Source organism: Streptomyces sp. DH37 (assembly GCF_029813835.1).
Lineage (GTDB): Bacteria > Actinomycetota > Actinomycetes > Streptomycetales > Streptomycetaceae > Streptomyces.
In genome coordinates this window covers 1-460 of sequence record NZ_JARVKV010000181.1, presented here as the reverse complement: position 1 = coordinate 460, position 460 = coordinate 1, and the positions used below count along the sequence as shown (strand labels likewise).

Annotated in this window: 1 protein-coding gene; it reads left to right on the top strand. The window is 74.8% G+C overall.

All coding sequences use genetic code 11. The features are described 5' to 3' along the window. Positions 1-177: 177 nt before the first annotated feature. Positions 178-460, top strand: a 283-nt coding sequence (locus QC029_RS30570; protein WP_279559090.1) for a hypothetical protein, incomplete at its 3' end; no start/stop codon positions are given.

The following is a 460-nucleotide window of genomic DNA, read 5'->3' as shown; positions in this document are numbered from 1 at the left end:
ATCAAGGAGGTCCAGGCGCAGCTCGGTGCGCTGACCGAGGTCGTCGTCCAGCTCGCATCCGGGGGTGGGCTGGTCGCGGCGGAGATCCGGGCGGCAGCGGAGGCCGGCGCGCAGGCCGCGCTGGACCGGCTCGGTGCCGCGCTCACCGACGACACCTCCCCCTGACAGGAGGACCTCATGCAGAAGCTCATCCTCGACGTGGCCGAGCGAGCCGGATGGACCGGCGCGGAAGCAGCCCTCGGTGTCCTGGCCACCGAGCTCGCGGACATCTCGCTCTGGTGGGCGGCCCCGATCGGGCTCGCTATCGCCGCGGCGAAGGGTTGGGTCGCCGGGCGGCTGGGCCGGATGGGCACCGCCTCGACTCTGCCCGCGTCCGCGGACCCGGCCGGACAGCCGGGGCTGGGAGGGACGATCCGGCTGGACGTGCGGCACGCCGGTGCGGACGCCGAGCTGCGTGCTC